This is a genomic window from Stenotrophomonas sp. STK17_22, from assembly GCF_051983905.1.
GTDB lineage: Bacteria > Pseudomonadota > Gammaproteobacteria > Xanthomonadales > Xanthomonadaceae > Stenotrophomonas > Stenotrophomonas maltophilia_A.
Genome location: NZ_CP197010.1, coordinates 636,938 through 654,200 on the forward strand (window position 1 = coordinate 636,938; position 17,263 = coordinate 654,200).

Sequence of the window (17,263 nt, forward strand, 5' to 3'; positions counted from 1 at the left end):
AATACGTCCCTGTGGCTCGGTCGCGCCATCCATGGCGCTCACGCCCTCGCAACCGGACCCACCCCGCCTTCGACAGTTTTCCGCGATCTGTCGCCCTTTTGTAGGGCCGAGCCATGCTCGGCTGCTGTTCGATCAATTCTCGAACTATTCGATTTCCATGGAGATTCATCCACGCATGGCGTGGATCTACTGACCACCGGGAATCTGTCGGGGGTGGGGCGGTGTCGGATTGCGGGGTGTCAGCCGCATGGATGCGGCTGCCAAGCCTACAGGGACGTACTTGCGGCGTCCCCGCACTCCGACACCGCCCCGCCATTCCACGGAATGCCCGCTTTTGACGTTGCCCTTGCTACCGCCTCTGTCGGTGCAGGGCTGCAAGCCCTGCCGATAACCCTCACTCCGCCGGGCAGTAGGCCTTGATGGCGGCTTCAGCCAATCCCTTCTGCGCGCTGCGCTGCTCCGGAGCCAACGGGGTATCGGCCTTGCCATCACCATCGGTGTCCTGCATCACCTGGCCGCCGCCCTCCAGCAGGGCCAGGTTGGCGCGGGCGGTGCTGCACTGCTCGGGCACCGGCGCGGCCGGGGTCTCGGCGCTGGCCGCCGCCTGGGGACTGCGCGCCTGCGCCCGGGTCTCGAACTTCCTGCCCGCCGGCGGGGTCTCCGAATACTGGGTCACGCCATTGGCGTCCTTCCATTTATAGACCGGGCCGGCCACGGCGTTGGCACTGGCCAACAACAGCAGGCATCCAAGGCAGGACAGGGCACGCATGGCAAACTCCACGGAATGGGCGTAGAACGCCGATTGCAGCATTGGCGCCGAGCACTGGCAAGTCGATTAAACTGGATTCCATGGACCCGATCACACCGCCGCCGCGTTCGCGCACGATTTACCTGCTGCCCAACCTGTTCACCACCGCCGGCCTGTTTGCCGGCTTCTACGCGATCATCGCCGCGGCCAACGGGGACTTCGTCAACGCCAGCATCGCCGTGTTCGTGGCGGCGGTGATGGATGGCCTGGATGGGCGCGTGGCGCGCCTGACCGGCACCAGCAGCGAATTCGGCGTGCAGTACGACTCGCTGGCCGACCTGGTCAGCTTCGGCATGGCCCCGGCGCTGGTGATGTACCACTGGTCGCTGTCGTGGCTGAAGTTCGACGACCCGCTGCTGGGTCGCGTCGGCTGGGCCGTGGCCTTCCTGTATGCCGCCTGCGCGGCGCTGCGCCTGGCCCGCTTCAATACCCAGGTAGCGGTGGTCGACAAGCGCTGGTTCGTCGGCCTTGCCAGCCCGGCCGCGGCCGGCCTGATGATGTCCTTCGTCTGGGCGTTCGCCGATGGCAACCTGGGCTGGGACGGCAACCAGCTGCGCTACGTGGCGCTGGCGGTGACGATCATCGCGGCGCTGCTGATGGTCAGCCGCATCCGCTTCTGGAGCTTCAAGGGCGGCGGCGCCAAGGGCACCCGCTCCGACCGCGTGCCGTTCCTGGTACTGGCCCTGGTGCCAGTGGCGATCGCCATTGCGGTCATCGACCTGCCGCGCGTGCTGTTCGCGGTGGGCATCCTGTACGCCTTGTCGGGCCCGGTGATGTGGGCCGTGCAGCGCCTGAGCAAGAAGCCCGAGGCCGCGTGAGCGAGGACCTGCCCGTGCTGTGGTCACCGGCCCAGCAGGCCTGGCTGCAGGCCATGGGCTACACCGTCTATCACGACGGCCAGCTGGCCGCCGAGCTGGATGCCGCGCTGCAGCTGAGCGTGGCCGAAGCCGAGGCGGCTGCCACACCAGCGGCGGAGCAGGCGCGGGCGTCGACCGCACCCGCGCGCGAACCTCTGGCTGCGGCCGCACCGGTTTCCCGCCAGGAACGCCCGGCGCCAGCGCGTCGCGAGACCCCGATCAGCGCACCGGACACCGCGCCCGCGGCTGCCCGGCCGCTGCCTGGCGGCAATGCCCGGCAGCCGGTGGTGCGCCTGCCGGATCGCCTGCAGATCGCCTTGCTGCGCGCGTCCGGCTGCAATCCCAATGATCCGGCCACGCAGGCGCTGATGGACAGCTGGCCGCTGGACCAGCTGCGTCAGGACCCGGCCGCCAAGCGCGCGCTGTGGCCGCAGCTGCGCGCCCTGCGCAAGCGGGGCGCGCCATGAGTGCGGTCAGCCAGCCCGGTCCGGTCAGCCTGCGCGCGCTGCGCGAGAGCGACCTCAACGCGGTGATGGCGATTGAAGTACGCGGCTATCCGTTTCCCTGGACCCGCGGCATCTTCGTCGACTGTCTGCGTGCGGGCTATCCGGGCCTGGCCATGGAGCGCGATGGCCAGTTGATCGGCTATGGCGTACTCAGCATCGCGGCCGACGAAGCCCATGTGCTGAACGTCTGCATCGACCCGCTGACGCAGTCGCGTGGGCTCGGGCGCCAGCTGCTGCGCGCGCTGGTACAGCTGGCCGGCGACCGGGGTGCGCAGCGTGTGTTCCTGGAAGTGCGTCCGTCCAACACACCCGCGCTGGCCTTGTACCACAGAGAAGGCTTCAACGAGATCGGTCGCCGCCCGCGTTACTACCCGGCCGCACAGGGCCGCGAAGACGCGGTGGTGATGGCGATCGAACTGGTCGACGGCGACCTGCAGGCGATGCCGCCGCTGTAACGGAGAAGGGGGGCCGGCCAGCGGCCGGCACTACCGATGGATCTCCGCTGTCATCGACACATCACCTACCGTGGTAGGTGCCAGCCTTGGTTGGCACGCTTTCCTCACGCCAGCCGCAGTGCCAACACACCCCCGACGATCAACGCCGCCGCCAGCCAGCGCGCGCGCGGAATCCGTTCGCGCAGCAGGAACACCGAGATCAGCAACGCGAACAGGATCGACGATTCGCGCAACGCCGAGACCATCGCCACCGGCGCCTGGGTCATTGCCCACAACGCCATCGCATACGAGGTGGTGGTGCCGACGCCACCGGCCAGCCCCAGCGGCCAGTGCTGCCGCGCATAGTCCAGCACCGCGCCGCGGCGCGTGTACAGCGCCCACAGTGGCAGTGGAATGCCCGACAGCAGGAACAGCCACAACGTATAGCTGAGTGCGCTGCCGGACTGACGCGCGCCCTGCGCATCGACCAGCGTGTAGGTGGCGATCATCGCCGCGGTCAGCAGCGGCAGGCGCAGCTGACCGCCACGCGCGCCCAGCGCCATGCACAGGATGCCGGTGCTGACCAGCACCACGCCCAGCCACGCCGCAGGCGGCAGCTGCTCACCGAGCAGAGTGCCCGCCAGCGCGACCAGGATCGGCGCGCTGCCACGCATCAGCGGGTAGGCCAGGCTCATGTCGACCTGCTGGTAACAGCGTGCGACCAGGCCGTAGTAGGTCACCTGCAGCAGCACCGACGCGCCCAGCCACGGCCAGCTGTGCGCGGCGGGAAATGGCAGGAAGGGCAGGCCGGCAGCCGACAGCAGCGCGGCACTGCCGGTCACCAGTACGGTGCCGAGGAACTTGTCCGGCCCGCGCTTGACGATTGCGTTCCAGCTGGCATGCAGCGCGGCAGCGGCGAGAACCAGCAGGAAGATGGAAAGCGGCATCCAGCGATGATGCCATGCGCGGGAAATGTAGAGTCGAGCCATGCTCGACTGCTGTCATGAGTCGAGCACGGCTCGACTCTACAAAAGGAAACGCCGGGCAGTACCCGGCGTTTCCCTGCACTTACAGCTTCGCGCGCTGCTCGCGCAGGCCGGCCAGCTGGGTGTTCCAGTCGACCAAGCGCACGCGTTCCTGCTCGACCACCGCCGGGGGCACCTTGTCGGTGAACTTGGCGAGCTTGGTTTCGCTCTTCTCCTGCTCGCCTTCCACGCGCTTGATCTCCTTGTCCAGGCGCGCACGCTCGGCGTCGAGATCAACCAGGCCTTCCAGCGGCACCAGCAGCTTCAGCTCACCGACAATCGCGGCGGCAGCCGGCGGTGCACTTTCGCCTTCAGCCAGCCACTGGATGCTGTCCAGCTTGAGCAGGAACGACAGCGAGGCGCTGAAACGTTCGATGCGCACGCGGTCCTGCTCCAGACCGGCCTGCAGGCGCAGCGGCACCAGCTTGGACGGGGCCACGTTCAGCTCACTGCGCACGCGGCGCACGGCACTGATCACGGCCTTCAGCCATTCCACGTCGGCCTCGGCCTGGGCGAAATCGCCTTCGAACTCGGCGGCGGTCGGGTACGGACGCAGCGACAGCGTGGTTTCGGCCAAGCCCAGGCGCGGGGCCAGTTGCTGCCACAGCTGTTCGGTGATGAACGGCGTGAGCGGGTGCAGCAGGCGCAGCAGCGCTTCCAGCACGTACAGCAGAGTGTGGCGGGTGCTTTCGGCGTCGGCGGCATCGGCACCATTCAGTGCCGGCTTGCTCAGCTCCAGGAACCAGTCGCAGAACTCGTTCCAGGCGAACTCGTACAGGCACTGCGCCAGCAGGTCGAAGCGGTAGTTGGCGTAGTGGCCCTGCGCCTCGGTGGACACCGCCGCCAGGCGCGCAAGGATCCAGCGCTCGGCATCGGTGCGCGGCGTCGGCACGCCGGTGAACGTTGCACCCTCGGTGTTCATCAGGGTGAAGCGGCTGGCGTTCCACAGCTTGTTGCAGAAGTTCTTGTAGCCCTCGGCGCGGTTCATGTCGAACTTGATGTCGCGGCCGTGGGTGGCCAGCGCGGCGATGGTGAAGCGCAGCGCATCGGCACCGTGGGCAGCAATGCCGTCCGGGAATTCCTTGCGGGTGGCCTTCTCGATCTTCTCCACCATCTTCGGCTGCATCAGGCCGCCGGTGCGCTTGGCGACCAGATCGTCGATGGTGATGCCGTCGATGATGTCCAGCGGATCGAGCACGTTGCCCTTGCTCTTGGACATCTTCTGGCCCTGGCCGTCGCGGATCAGGCCGGTGAAGTAGACGTCCTTGAACGGGATCTTCCCGACCAGGTTGTCGGTGGCCATGATCATGCGCGCCACCCAGAAGAAGATGATGTCGAAGCCAGTGATCAGCACCGACGACGGCAGGTAGCGGTCGAAGCCGCGCTCGGCCATGGCCTGCTCGTTGGGCCAGCCCAGGGTGGAGAACGGCCATAGCTGCGAGGAGAACCAGGTCTCCAGCACGTCGCTTTCCTGGTTCAGCACCACGTCGCTGCCCAGGTTGTGCTTCGCCCGCACTTCCTCTTCGCTGCGACCGACGTAGCAGCTGCCGGTGGCTTCGTCGAACCACGCCGGAATGCGGTGGCCCCACCACAGCTGGCGGCTGATGCACCAGTCCTGGATGTTGTTCATCCAGTGGCGGTAGGTGTTGATCCAGTTCGGCGGCACGAAGGAAATGCTTCCATCCTCGACCAGTTCCAGGCCGCGCTTGGCCAGGTCGTCCATCTTCACGAACCACTGGTCGGTCAGGTACGGCTCGATCACCTGGCCGGTACGGTCGCCGCGCGGCACCTGCAGCTTGTGCGCCTTGGTCTCGACCAGGATGCCCAGGTCTTCCAGCTCGGCCAGCACGGCCTTGCGCGCGGCGTAGCGGTCCAGACCCTGGAAACGCTCCGGCGCGTTCTCGTTCAGCGCCGCCACCGGGGTGAACAGGTTGATCATCGGCAGGCTGTGGCGCACGCCCACTTCATAGTCGTTGAAATCGTGCGCCGGGGTGACCTTGACCACGCCGGTGCCGAAGGCACGGTCCACGTAGTCGTCGGCGATCACCGGGACGCGGCGGCCGGTCAGCGGCAGCACCACGCTCTTGCCGATCAGATGTGCATAGCGCTCGTCTTCCGGGTGCACCATCACCGCGGTATCGCCCAGCAGGGTTTCCGGGCGGGTGGTGGCGACGACCAGGTAGTCGCGGGTTTCGCGCAGGGTTTCCACGCCGTCGGCATCGCGCTCGACGTGTTCGTAGCTCAGGCCCTCATCCAGCGTGTAGGCGATCGACCACAGGAAGCCGTCTTCCTCGGCGCTCTCCACCTCCAGGTCGGAAATGGCGGTCTTCAGCACCGGGTCCCAGTTGACCAGGCGCTGGCCGCGGTAGATCAGGCCCTGCTCGTACCAGCGCACGAAGGCCTCGTTGACCGCCGCCGACGGCTGCGGGTCCATGGTGAAGGTGCTGCGCGACCAGTCGGCGGAGGTGCCGAGGCGGCGCATCTGGCGTTCGATGGTGTCGCCGGACTGCTGCTTCCACTCCCAGACCTTGCCGATGAAGCCTTCGCGGCCCAGCGAATCGCGGGTCTCGCCCTTGCCTTCCAGCGCCAGGTTGCGGCTGACCACCATTTCGGTGGCGATGCCGGCATGATCGGTACCGACCTGCCACAGCGTGTCGTAGCCACGCATGCGGTGGTAGCGCACCAGCGCGTCCATCAGGGTCTGCTGGAAGGCGTGGCCCATGTGCAGGGTGCCGGTCACGTTCGGCGGCGGCAGCAGGATGGTGTAAGGCTCGCCCGTGCCGGACGGCTTGAAGTGGCCGGCCTTCTCCCAGGCCTCGTAGAGGTCGGTCTCGAAGGACTTCGGGTCGTAACTGGAGGCGAGTTGGGTCATGCGGGGGAACCGGTAATCAAGGCGGAAGGGAGATCAGCGCGGCCCGAGGGCGCGCCGGATCTTCTGGTCGGTGTGGTACTGGCTGACCGCGTAGGCGGCCCAGATGGCGGCGGGCAGCCAGCCGATCAGGGTGATCTGCAGGATCAGGCAGACAATGCCGGCAAACGGCCGGCCGATGGTGAAGAAGGACAGCCAGGGAAGAATCAGGGCGATCAACAGGCGCATCAAGGGGTCCTCGCTGGACTTACATGTCGTGCTTGTTCAGGTCGTAACCGGCGGTCTTGTACTGGCGCCAGCGTTCGCGCAGCGGTTCGCGCGCTTCCGGGTCGGCCGGAACCACTTCCAGCACGCGCTCGCACTCGCCCAGCCAGGGTTCATCGCGCAGGTTGATCACCAGCGGGCGCGCCGGTGCCTCGGTGCCCGGCACGGCGATCAGCACCAGGGCTTCTTCCTCGTCCATGTCCTCGCCGGCGATCTGGTGCGGGATGTAGGCATCGTTGTCGAACGCCCACAGCAGTTCGTCCAGCTCCTCGGCCTGGGCCTGGTCGCGGGCCAGCACCAGGGTGAACAACCCGGCGTCGTTGGCCTTGCGCGCCAGCTCGCAGACCAGGCGCAACGGCTCGGTCAGGAAGCGGGGCTTGGCGATCAGGTAGAAGTCGGCGCGGGGCATGGCAGGGTCCGGGTCAGGCAGGGGCCCGGCAGTGCCGGGCGAGGCCCTGGCCGGCGGGCGCCGGCCAGGGTCGGGTACGGCATCAGGCGCGGGCGGCCTGGTCCAGCAGCCACTGGCTCAGCAGGCCGACCGGGCGGCCGGTGGCCATGCCACGCTTGCCTTCATCGCTGGCCACGCCGGCGATGTCCAGGTGGGCCCAGCGCTGGCCTTCGGCGAAGCGCGACAGGAAGCAGCCAGCGGTGATCGCGCCGGCCCAGCGGCCGCCGATGTTGTAGACGTCGGCGAAGGTCGAATCCAGCATCGGCTGGTACTCGTCCCACAGCGGCAGGCGCCAGGCGCGGTCGAACACCTGCTCGCCGGCGGCCAGCAGCTCGTTGGCCAGGTCGTCGTGCTTGCTCATCAGGCCGGCGGTCTGGTGGCCGAGGGCGACCATGCAGGCACCGGTCAGGGTGGCGACGTCGACCAGCGCGGCCGGCTCGAAGCGCTGCGCGTAGGTCAGCGCGTCGCACAGGATCAGGCGGCCTTCGGCGTCGGTGTTGCCCACTTCGATGGTCTTGCCCGACATCGAGGTGATCACGTCGGACGGGCGGTAGGCGTTGCCATCGATGGCGTTTTCCACCGCCGGCACCACCACCACCAGGTTCAGCGGCAGCTTGGCCTTGACCGCAGCGACGAAGGTGCCGATGACGTTGGCGCCACCGCACATGTCGTACTTCATCTCTTCGATGCCGCCCTGGGTCTTCAGGTTGACGCCACCGGTATCGAAGGTGATGCCCTTGCCGACCAGCACGTACGGCTTGGCGTCGCCGCCATTGTTCCACTTCAGTACGACCAGGCGCGGGCGGTTGGCCGAACCACGGGCCACGGCCAGCAGCGAGCCCATGCCCAGCGCTTCCATCTGGTGCTCGTCGAGGATCTCGGCTTCGGCACCGTCGTGCTCGCCGGCGAACTTCACGCCGACCTCGGCCAGATGGGCCGGGGTGCAGTAGTTCGGCGGCAGGTTGCCCAGCTCGCGGGCGAACTCGACACCGGCGGCGATGGCCTGGCCCTGGGCCAGGGCCTGCGCGTCGTCACCGGCGATGGCCAGCTGGGCCAGGCCGGCGTCGTCGGCCTTCTTCTTGCCCAGGGTGGCGGTGTAGCGGTACGCGGCATGATCGGCGGCGATCACCGCCTGGCGGATCGCCCAAGCCGCGTCGCGGTCCTTCACCGCCACTTCGGACAGGGTGAACAGTGCGCTGCGGGCAGCACCGGCCTTCAGCGCGCGCACGGCGTCGCCGACGGCCTTCAGGTACTGCGGCACGCCGAAACGGGCGACTTCGCCGAGGCCGACCACCAGCACGCGCGGGGCGGTCACGCCCGGCAGGTCATGCAGCAGGGTGGTGGCGCCGGTCTTGCCGGACAGGTCGCCGCGCTGGGCCAGGGCGGCCAGGCGGCCACCGCTGGCGGCGTCCAGGGTCTGTGCGGCCGGGGTCAGGGTATGGTCGGCATACGCGCCAACCACCAGGCAATCGACGGTGGCGGCGGCCGGAGCAACGTGGTTCAGGGTGAATTCGAGGGCCATTGAGCAGATTCCATTGGCGAGTCCGTACAATCGCAGGCCGTTTACGCCCAGACAGTAGACTGGGCGGCACCGCGAACGAACCCCAGAGTTTAAACCACCGCCCCATGCTGAAGCTCGACCGATACCTGCTGGGCGATTTCGTCCAGAGTTTCCTGGCTACCCTGATCGTCCTGCTGGTGGTCAGCGTGGGCGGCGTGCTGGTGGACATCCTCGGCAACATCGCCGACGGGCGCCTGCCGGCCAAGCTGCTGTTCTCGCAGCTGGGCCTGCAGTTCATCGCCTACCTGCCGCTGATCCTGCCGCTGGCGCTGATGCTGGGCCTGCTGCTGGCCATCGCGCGCCTGTACCGCGACTCGGAAATGGCAGTGATCACCGCCATTGGTGTCGGCCCCAAGCGACTGCTGCGGCCACTGCTGATGCTGGTGGTGCCGGTGGTGGCCCTGGTGGGCGCCTGCTCGCTGTGGCTGGGCCCGTGGGCCGGCCGGGTGGCCGAGCAGATGATCATCGAGGCCAACCGCAGCGTGCTGATGGCCGGTCTGGAGCCGGGCCGCTTCACCCCCCTGCCCAACGGCGGCGTGGTCTACCTGTCCTCGATCTCGCCCGATGGCACCCAGCTGGGCAAGGTGTTCCTGCAGCGCCAGAAGGATGACCGCCTGGAGGTGGTGTCGGCCAATGGCGGCCGCATGTTCTTCGAAGGTACCCGCCAGCGCTTCCTGGAGCTGGATGACGGCCACCAGGTGGAAGGGCCGGTGGCCGGTGGCCTGGACTACCGCCTGGCGACCTTCGCCCGCAATGACGTGGCCCTGCCCGATGGCGCGCAGACCCGCACCGAGGATGACCCGGAACTGATGCCGACCCTGCAGCTGATCGGCGATGAGCGTCCGCAGGCGCAGGCGCAGCTGCACCGCCGCCTGGCGCCGCCGCTGATCGCGCTGGCGTTCGCCCTGCTGACCGTGCCGCTGGGCCGCAGCTCGCCGCGCCAGCAGCGCTACGGCCGCATGATGCTGGCGCTGATGGCCTACATGGTCGGTACCAATCTGATGTTCATCGGCAGCGGCTGGATCGCCAACGGCAAGATCCCCCCAGCGCTCGGCCTGTGGTGGTTGACCCTGCCGTTGCTGGCGCTGGCAATCTGGATGTATGCACGTGATGGCCGCCTGGGCCGCCCGAAGGGAGCCCGCGCATGAGGCTGCGCCCGATGCGTTTCGACCTGTACCTGGGCCGGTCGGTGTTCACCACGGTGCTGCTGACCTGGGCCGTGCTGGTCGGCCTGGACGTGGTGATGGCGTTCTCCGGCGAGTTCAAGGACATCGGCAAGAATGGCTACACGCTGGGCCATGCCGCCGCCTGGGTGCTGTACACGGTGCCACGCCGCGCCTACACCATGTTCCCCACCGCCGCGGTGATCGGTGCACTGATGGGCCTGGGCCAGCTGGCGGCGACCTCGGAGCTGACCGCGCTGCGAGCGCTGGGCCTGTCGCGCAAGCGCCTGAGCGTTTCGGTGGCGATCGCGCTGTCGCTGCTGACCGCGGTGATGGTGTTCAGCGCGGAGACCCTGGGCCCCTGGGGCCAGGACCGCGCCGATGCGTTGAAGTCCAGCGCCAAGTGGGGGCGGGATATCGCCACCAGCCGCTACTCGGGCCTGTGGGCACGCGAGGGCGATACCTTCCTCAACGCGCAGAGCGGCGAGGAGCAGCTGGTCGGCGACAAGGGCACGCGCCTGATCCTGCGAGACGTGCGCCTGTACCGCATCGCCGAGAACGGGGGCATCGCCTCATTGACCCATGCCGACACCGCCGAGCATGACAAGGATGGCTGGGTGCTGACAGGGGTACGTCGCGATACCTTCGGCGAGCGCTCGGCGACCCGCCAGGAAATCGCGCGCGAACCGTGGAATTCGAAGCTGGATGCGGCCGCATTGGCCACCGGCATCGCCAAGCCGCGCAACCTCAGCCTCGCCGAACTGAGCACCAGCATCACCTACCGGCAGCGCAACGGGCTGGACGCGCGTGACTTCGAGGACGTGTACTGGAGCCGCTGGTTCTACCCGTTGAACGTGCTGGCGCTGTGCCTGGCGGCGGTGCCGTTCGCGTTCGGCTCGCTGCGCAGCGGCGGCATGGGCAAGCGCCTGTTCCTGGGCATCCTGTTCGCGCTGGGCTTCTGGCTGCTGCAGCTGTTCTTCGGGCGCATGGCCGGCGCGCTGAAGTTCGATTACCGCATTGCCTATGCGCTGCCACCGATCGTGATGCTGGCAGTGTCCGGATTGCTGTTCCGGCGCAAATCAGGTTGATTCCCAGGGAGCCGGGCAAGGCCCGGCTGTTTCCGTTTCACTTCAAGGACGAACATGAGCTTCCAACGCTTTCTGCCGTACATCGCGGCCGTGCTGCTTTCTGCCGGCTGCAGCCGGTCCACCGTCGACTTCGAGATCGACAACCCGACGGATGCACCGCTGACCTTGTCGGTCGACCAGCAGGTGCATACCCTGCCGCCGCACACCTCCATGCCCCTGGTCCTGGAGCCGGGCCAGTACCGGCTGCAGAGCGAGAAGATCGGCAGCGTACGCATGGTTGTCTACGCCGACGGGATCGGCGGGCTGATCAACCCGGCCATGGCCGAGTACGTGATCGTCACCGAGCAGTACGTCACCAGCAAAACCAATACCGGCAACCTGGCGTCGAAGATCGAACTGAACGATGTGGAGATCGAGGGTCCCTACGTGAAGGCGACCGGCTTCTTCATTCCGCGCCGTTGGGACGCAGGACTGAAGGGCGAACTGCCTGACACGGTGGTCTCCAGCAGCCCGGATACCTCGTCCGACTACCGGACCAAGCTCTACAACGTGCCTGGCTTCTTCGAATACCTGGATGCCGGGGACGAGCTGAAGGAGGCTTTCGGGCCGGATGGCTACCGGCCGCCGGCAGCATCGGTGGCTTTCACTGCCGCCCAGCTGCCGCCGCTTCCGGCGGCCTATGAGGCCCAGGGCAAACCGATGCGCGAGCTGTACGCGCAGTACCTTGCCGCAACCGATGCAGGCGAGCAGAAGCGCCTGAAGAAGGCCAGCCTGAAACTGTGGCAGGAGTTCGTGAAGACCCGTGCGCAGTTGAGCGGACAGTCGCCGGCGGCTGACGATGTGCAGGCCAATGCGTTTGCGTCCGCCTTTTTCGACCTCTGGACGCAGCCGGCGGTGATCCTGCCGGATCCGGCACCTGCTGGCTGATCGCTGCGTTGATCGTGTGGAGCCGAGCCCATGCTCGGCTCTACACGTGGTGCATCACCGCTTCGGCATGCGCATCAGGCGGGTGCCGCTGGCGCGGTCGTGCCAGGTCAGGCGGTCGCGGTCGACCCATGCCCACCAGAACCCCAGTCCACCCAGCAGCAGCGACAGTGAGCCCACCGCGAAGCGCAGCCACAGTTGGCCGCGCCGCAGCGGCGTGCCATCGCTCGATTGCAGTTTCAGCCGCCACGGTCGCATGCCCAGCGTCTGTCCGCCACGGCGCCAGCTGGCCGTGGCGTACCACCCCGTGATTCCCCAGCACACCGCCCACAGCAGCCATTGCCAGGCACTGAACGGTGCGATGTTCTCGCGCTGCGCGTGGCCGCTGAAGGTGTAGGCGAGGGTGAACAGCGTGCCGGCCAGCATCCACAGCGCCAGCACCGGCAGTGCGTCGTAGACCATCGCCAGCACGCGCCAGGCCAACAAGGCACGTGGGCGGGGCATTTCGGTAGCGGCCGCAGGGGCCGTGTCGGTGGCGGGGCGGGACATGCGCCGAGCATACGCAAAGCTGGCCGCGTCCGCAGTGGCCCTCGTATCCTGCACCCATGGCCCTTGTTTCCACCCCCGCCGAACGCCGCCAGCTGGTGCAGCAACTGCCCGAGCTGCGCGCCGACGACAGCGCGCGCATCCAGCGCTTCCTCGATGCGATCTGGGCCGAGAACGGCCTGGCCCGCGCCACCCTCGACAGCTACCGGCGCGACCTGGAAGGGCTGGCGCGCTGGATGGATGGACGCGACGGTGGCCTGGCCGGCATCGAGCGCCCGGGGTTGTTCGATTACCTGGCCTGGCGCACCCGGCATGGCTGGTCACCGCGCAGCAATGCGCGCCTGCTGTCGGCGCTGCGCGCGTTCTTCGCCGATGGCGTGCGCCGTGGTGAACGCAGCGAGGACCCCAGTGCCCTGCTGGACCCGCCGAAGCTGCCGCGGCTGTTGCCGAAGGCGTTGGCCGAAAGCCAGATCGACGCACTGCTGGCGGCGCCGGACATCGACAGTCCGCTGGGCCTGCGCGACCGTGCCATGCTGGAGCTGATGTATGCGGCCGGCCTGCGCGTGAGCGAGCTGGTGCTGCTACCGGCCACGGCAGTCAACCTGCGCCAGGGCGTGCTGAGGGTCACGGGCAAGGGCAGCAAGGAGCGGCTGGTGCCGCTGGGCGAGGAATCGCAGCACTGGCTGGAGCGCTATCTGCAGGCGTCGCGCCCGCAGCTGGTCGGCAAGGGCAAGGTGCAGGCGCTGGCCGATGGGCAGACCCCATTGTTTGTCGAGCCGACGCTGCATGCGCTGACCCGCCAGGCGTTCTGGCATCTGGTCAAGCGCCACGCGCAGGTGGCCGGTATCGATCCGGTGCGGATCAGCCCGCATGGCCTGCGCCACAGCTTCGCCACGCATCTGCTCAACCGCGGCGCCGACCTGCGCGCGCTGCAGATGCTGCTCGGCCACAGCTCGCTGTCGACCACCCAGATCTACACCCTGGTGGCCCGCGAACACCTGCAGAAGCTGCACGCGCGCCACCATCCGCGCGGCTGAGCAGCGGCCTGAACCCCGGCCTCGGACGGTGGGCGGTGTCGCGGCCCGGTAGCGGCGGCTGTGTCAGAATCCGGGGTCTTCTTCTGTCGCGGACCGCTCCATGCTCCGATTTGCCATCGCCGCCGTGTTCGGTGCGCTCAGCCTGACCGCCTGCGCCCAGCCGGCTCCGCCGGCCGCCAAGGCACCCGCCGCGGCCGCGGCCAAGGCCGTCCCGGCCGCCAACGCTTCGGCCGACCAGGCCGTACGCGCCGTGCTGACCGCCCTGAATCCCGGCTTCCAGGTGGACTACATCGGCGCTGCGCCGTTCCCCGGCTTCCGCGAGGTCGTGGTCTCCGGCCAGTTGCTGTACGTGTCCGACGATGGCCGCTACCTGTTCCAGTCGCAGCCCTACGACACGCGTGCCAAGGGCCCGGCCAACAGCGAAGGCCTGCTCGGCTACCGCCGCGATCTGCTGGCCAAGGCCAACCACGGCGACCGCATCGTATTCGCTGCGCCCAACGCCAAGTACACCATCAGCGTGTTCACCGACATCGAGTGCGGCTACTGCCGCAAGCTGCATCAGGACATCGCGGAGCTCAACCGCAACGGCATCTCGGTCGAGTACCTGGCATTCCCGCGCATGGGCCTGGGCAGCAAGGACTACACCGACATGATTTCGGTCTGGTGTGCAGCGGATCGCCGCCAGGCCCTGACCAACGCCAAGCGCGGTGGCAGTGTGCCGGCCAAGAACTGCACCAACCCGGTGGCGATGCAGTACGCGCTGGGCCAGCAGTTGGGCGTGAACGGCACGCCGGCGATCTTCGCGCCGGATGGCACCCAGCTGGGCGGTTACCTGCCGCCGGCGCAGCTGCGTGCGGCGCTGGAAAAGCTGTCGGCCAAGCGCTGATCGCCGCCGACCTCTACAGGTGGGAGGCCGGGGATGCGTGCCGCATCCCCGGCTTTTTTCTTACTTCAGGCCATCACTGACCGCCTTGGTCAGCGTGCCCTGTGCATCGTCACCACTGAACTCCCAGACGAACGCGCCGCCCAGGCCCTGGGTCTTCACGTAACCCATCTTGCGGGTGATGTTGGCCGGGGTGTCGAAGCTCCACAGCGTGCTGCCGTTGTAGATCCAGGTGGCACCGGCGGTGTTGTCGGTGTAGCTCGGCCACGCCAGGTTCTTCAGCACCTTCCAGTCCTCGATGCCGGCTTCATACGTGCCCGGGGCAGCGCCGGTCGCGGTCTGGTACAGGCCGTTGTTGGCGTTGGCCACACCGGTCCAGCCACGCCCGTAGTAGCCGATGCCCAGGTTGAGCTTGGCGGCAGGCACGCCACGGCTGATGAAGGCCTCGATGGCGTCGTTGCTGTTGTAGAGCTTCTGGTCGCCGGTGGACGGATCATTCGGCGAATCGAACAGCGCCGACTGGTGATTGGTCTTCGCATCCCACGCGCCGTGGAAGTCGTAGGTCATCACGTTGATGTAGTCCAGGTACGGGTGGTACGCGGCCGGATCGGTGACGCGGATCTTGTCGATGCCGGCACCCACCGCCACCGTCAGCAGCAGGCCCGGACGCACCGCATCGAGCTGGCGGCGGAACTCGGCCATCAGCGCGGTGAAGTTGGCGTTGTCCTCCGGCTTGCCGCATTCGATGCCACACGCCACCGGGTATTCCCAGTCGACGTCGATGCCGTCGAACACACCCAGTGCGGCACCGGCGCCACCGGCACCGTCGGTCACCGGCAGGTTGCCCTTGATGTAGGCGTCGATGCACGAGGCGACGAAGGCCTGGCGGTTTTCCGGGCGCGCCGCGCTGGAGAAACCACGCGACCAGGTCCAGCCACCCAGCGAGATCAGCACCTTCATGCCCGGGTACTTGGCCTTGAGCTGCTTGAGCTGGTTCCAGTTGCCACGCAACGGCTGGTCCCAAGTATCGGCACTGCCGCTGACGCTCTCGGCGGCACTGAAGGCCTTGGTGTAGTCGGCGAAGGCATCGCCACCGGCACCGCTGTTCGGATCCGACGGCTGGGTGATGCCCACTTCGCAACGGTTGTTGCGCACGTTGCCGAACGCGTAGTTGATGTGGGTCAGGCGTGCGGCCGAGCCACTGCTGTCGATGTTCTTGACCCGGTAATTGCGGCCGTAGATGCCCCACTGGGTGAAGTAACCGATCACCCGCTTGCCGGTGGTGCCGCCGTCGCCGGCCAGCGTAGTGGCGCTGATCTCGGTGCCCTGGGCCGAGGCGTTGCCGGCGTTGTCGCGGGCACGAACCCGGTAGCGGTAGGTGGTGGAGGCAGTCAGCCCGCCATCGATGTAGCTGGCGCTGGACGGTGAACCGACCAGGCTGCCGTTGCGGTACACGTCGTAGCCGGCCACGCCGCTGCCACCGGTGTTGTCGGTGGACGGGCTCCAGCTGAGCGCGATGCTGTTGGCGGTGCGGGTGCCGACCGCCAGCCCGCCCGGCACGCTCGGTGCGGTGGTATCGCCACCGGCGGCATTGACGGTGATGGTGATGGTCGCGGTGCTGGTGGTGGCGTTGTTGTTGTCGGTCGCGACTGCACGCAGGGTGTGGCTGCCGGCGCTGGCATTGGCCCAGCTGGCCGCGTACGGCGCACTGGTGGCCACGCCCAGCGTGCTGCCATCGCGGAAGAACTCGACCTTGGCGACGCTGCCGTCCGGATCACTGGCGTTGGCGGTCACGTTGACCGTGCTGCCGGCGCTGAAGGTGGCGCCGTTGGCCGGCGAGGTCAGGCTGACCACCGGCGGCTGGTTGCTGCCGCTGCCATCGCAGGCACCGAGGTTGGTGTAGTAGGGCGCACCGGCCGGATGGTCCGGCGGCGCGTTCCAGATGTCCTGGTTCGCCCGATAGAGGACGCCTCCTTTCTGCAGGGTATCGCCGGCCCGGTAGATCTTGGCCTGGTCCCACTGGGCCACGCCGGCACAGCTGGCGGCCTGCGCCAGGCCGGGCAGGGCGGCGGTACCGGCGGCCAGGGCAAGCAGCCAGGCCAGGCGGCGGGGACGACAGCTTCGGGTCGAACGTTCGGCACTGCGCACAATCGGGTCGTACATGGGTAAGTCTCCGATCAAAGGGCGCGCGGGCCCCGATGGCGCCGCGCGTGACGCAGGTCCGGGCGTCGCCCGGGAAGGCGACGGAGGGGGCGGACGGAGGTACCTGGGAGGCCGGGGAGAGAGTCCGGCACCAGGTAGGGACAACGTTGTCATCAATCGTGTGGTCAATCCGTGAGCGAGTGCATGGTTCGGGGATTTGGCGGAGAGCGGCGCTGGTGCGCGGTCGGCGGCCATCGGCGGAGCCCCCTCGTGGCTGGGGCTTTCCGCGAACAGCGGATTTCTGGGGGGTGGCCGTGCGGGTGGGCTGCGCAGGGGACGCCGTGAATCCATCCCTGGAGGCTCGGGCGCGCCATCCATGGCGCTTACGCCCCTGCGCAGCCCACCCGCCCGGCCACGGACAGGTTCCTGCGCGGCCAGCCACGGAAGACAGAACAAAAAATCAAAAGCAGAAGCCGATCGCTTCGCTCTTCAATGCCTGACTTCTGAGATTTCCCTGGTTGCCGGCCAGCGGCCGGCATTACCGGGGAGCATCCACGCATGGCGTGGATCTACTGCAGATCTCGGAAATCTGTCGAAGGCGGGGTGGGTCCGGTTGCGGGGGCGTGAGCCGCATGGATGCGGCGATCGAGCCTCCATGGACGGATTCACGGCGTCCCCCGCAACCGGACCCACCCCGCCATCCCACGG

The 17,263-nt window shown here is 67.9% G+C and carries 16 protein-coding genes; 8 read left to right on the forward strand and 8 right to left on the reverse strand.

The genetic code is table 11. The features are described from left to right. Window positions 1-394: 394 nt before the first annotated feature. Window positions 395-769 carry a DUF4124 domain-containing protein gene (locus ACSYS9_RS02850; protein ID WP_049461832.1) on the reverse strand — a complete coding sequence of 125 codons (375 nt, stop codon included), beginning with the start codon at window positions 767-769 and terminating at the stop codon, window positions 395-397. A gap of 80 nt (window positions 770-849) precedes the next feature. On the opposite strand from ACSYS9_RS02850, the gene pssA reads away from it, so the two are divergent. Genes pssA through rimI form a run of 3 tightly spaced genes read left to right on the forward strand, consistent with a single transcriptional unit; the run spans window position 850 to window position 2,626 of the window. Beyond that, window positions 850-1,626, forward strand: a complete 777-nt coding sequence (pssA, locus tag ACSYS9_RS02855; protein WP_049461822.1) for a CDP-diacylglycerol--serine O-phosphatidyltransferase — start codon at window positions 850-852, stop codon at window positions 1,624-1,626. Next, a complete protein-coding gene (locus tag ACSYS9_RS02860; RefSeq protein ID WP_049461823.1) occupies window positions 1,623-2,132 on the forward strand; it encodes a hypothetical protein in 510 nt (169 codons plus the stop codon). The genes pssA and ACSYS9_RS02860 overlap by 4 nt, the downstream gene beginning before the upstream one ends. After that, window positions 2,129-2,626 carry a ribosomal protein S18-alanine N-acetyltransferase gene (rimI, locus tag ACSYS9_RS02865; RefSeq protein ID WP_049461824.1) on the forward strand — a complete coding sequence of 166 codons (498 nt, stop codon included), beginning with the start codon at window positions 2,129-2,131 and terminating at the stop codon, window positions 2,624-2,626. The genes ACSYS9_RS02860 and rimI overlap by 4 nt, the downstream gene beginning before the upstream one ends. A gap of 104 nt (window positions 2,627-2,730) precedes the next feature. Here rimI and ACSYS9_RS02870 read toward each other — a convergent pair whose 3' ends face one another. The 5 genes from ACSYS9_RS02870 to ACSYS9_RS02890 form a co-directional block, all read right to left on the reverse strand. Further along, complete coding sequence (locus ACSYS9_RS02870) at window positions 2,731-3,552, reverse strand: EamA family transporter (RefSeq protein WP_049461825.1); 822 nt, start codon at window positions 3,550-3,552, stop codon at window positions 2,731-2,733. A gap of 121 nt (window positions 3,553-3,673) precedes the next feature. Further along, window positions 3,674-6,502 carry a valine--tRNA ligase gene (locus ACSYS9_RS02875; protein WP_049461826.1) on the reverse strand — a complete coding sequence of 943 codons (2,829 nt, stop codon included), beginning with the start codon at window positions 6,500-6,502 and terminating at the stop codon, window positions 3,674-3,676. Window positions 6,503-6,535: 33 nt separating this feature from the next. Next, on the reverse strand, window positions 6,536-6,727 hold the full coding sequence (locus ACSYS9_RS02880) for a YqaE/Pmp3 family membrane protein (protein WP_012510005.1): 192 nt from the start codon (window positions 6,725-6,727) through the stop codon (window positions 6,536-6,538). Window positions 6,728-6,746: 19 nt separating this feature from the next. Next, window positions 6,747-7,172 carry a DNA polymerase III subunit chi gene (locus ACSYS9_RS02885; RefSeq protein ID WP_032128006.1) on the reverse strand — a complete coding sequence of 142 codons (426 nt, stop codon included), beginning with the start codon at window positions 7,170-7,172 and terminating at the stop codon, window positions 6,747-6,749. An 82-nt stretch (window positions 7,173-7,254) separates the two neighbouring features. Next, window positions 7,255-8,733 carry a leucyl aminopeptidase gene (locus ACSYS9_RS02890; RefSeq protein ID WP_049461827.1) on the reverse strand — a complete coding sequence of 493 codons (1,479 nt, stop codon included), beginning with the start codon at window positions 8,731-8,733 and terminating at the stop codon, window positions 7,255-7,257. A 104-nt stretch (window positions 8,734-8,837) separates the two neighbouring features. On the opposite strand from ACSYS9_RS02890, the gene lptF reads away from it, so the two are divergent. The 3 genes from lptF to ACSYS9_RS02905 are packed head-to-tail and all read left to right on the forward strand — an operon-like array spanning window position 8,838 to window position 11,950. Beyond that, window positions 8,838-9,920, forward strand: coding sequence for an LPS export ABC transporter permease LptF (gene lptF / locus ACSYS9_RS02895; RefSeq protein WP_032128008.1), 1,083 nt, complete (start codon window positions 8,838-8,840; stop codon window positions 9,918-9,920). Then, window positions 9,917-11,023, forward strand: coding sequence for an LPS export ABC transporter permease LptG (gene lptG, locus ACSYS9_RS02900; protein WP_032128009.1), 1,107 nt, complete (start codon window positions 9,917-9,919; stop codon window positions 11,021-11,023). Before lptF ends, lptG begins: the two co-directional genes overlap by 4 nt. 54 nt (window positions 11,024-11,077) lie before the next feature. Further along, the gene (locus tag ACSYS9_RS02905) at window positions 11,078-11,950 is read left to right on the forward strand and encodes a hypothetical protein (protein ID WP_049461828.1); all 873 of its coding nucleotides are present in this window, start codon (window positions 11,078-11,080) and stop codon (window positions 11,948-11,950) included. A 54-nt stretch (window positions 11,951-12,004) separates the two neighbouring features. On the opposite strand, the gene ACSYS9_RS02910 is transcribed toward ACSYS9_RS02905, so the two are convergent. Then, complete coding sequence (locus tag ACSYS9_RS02910) at window positions 12,005-12,496, reverse strand: RDD family protein (RefSeq protein ID WP_049461829.1); 492 nt, start codon at window positions 12,494-12,496, stop codon at window positions 12,005-12,007. Window positions 12,497-12,552: 56 nt separating this feature from the next. On the opposite strand from ACSYS9_RS02910, the gene xerD reads away from it, so the two are divergent. Further along, the gene (xerD, locus tag ACSYS9_RS02915; protein ID WP_032128012.1) at window positions 12,553-13,530 is read left to right on the forward strand and encodes a site-specific tyrosine recombinase XerD; all 978 of its coding nucleotides are present in this window, start codon (window positions 12,553-12,555) and stop codon (window positions 13,528-13,530) included. A 100-nt stretch (window positions 13,531-13,630) separates the two neighbouring features. Then, the gene (locus tag ACSYS9_RS02920; RefSeq protein WP_049461830.1) at window positions 13,631-14,416 is read left to right on the forward strand and encodes a DsbC family protein; all 786 of its coding nucleotides are present in this window, start codon (window positions 13,631-13,633) and stop codon (window positions 14,414-14,416) included. A 60-nt stretch (window positions 14,417-14,476) separates the two neighbouring features. On the opposite strand, the gene ACSYS9_RS02925 is transcribed toward ACSYS9_RS02920, so the two are convergent. Next, complete coding sequence (locus ACSYS9_RS02925) at window positions 14,477-16,576, reverse strand: glycosyl hydrolase family 18 protein (RefSeq protein ID WP_049461831.1); 2,100 nt, start codon at window positions 16,574-16,576, stop codon at window positions 14,477-14,479. Between the last annotated feature and the right edge of the window lie 687 nt (window positions 16,577-17,263).